At 34.6% G+C, this 243-nt stretch carries 1 pseudogene; it reads right to left on the minus strand.

Going from position 1 to position 243, the window contains the following annotated elements:
* A pseudogene (locus tag SB775_RS33030) lies at positions 1-243 on the minus strand (IS4 family transposase); the annotation flags it as partial.

The raw sequence follows: 243 nt of genomic DNA on the forward strand, positions 1-243 counted from the left end.
CACTTAATAAATCATACTCAAGCTGAATCTTTACTCCCGCTGTATGGCTGCATCCTCCTGCACTTGGATAAACAAACGAAAAAAGATCTGGAAGTTGAAATGCAGTTGAATCTAAAATACGAATACGCTTGAAAACAGAGGTGTATGGAGAAGAAATTCGCATAGATGAAGTTAGTTTTTTATTTAGAAGGTTAGTCAATATGTGTTGTAAAAATTGAACGGCTGATCTATTAAACCTTTGAT

It is taken from the genome of Peribacillus sp. SIMBA_075 (assembly GCF_046534585.1).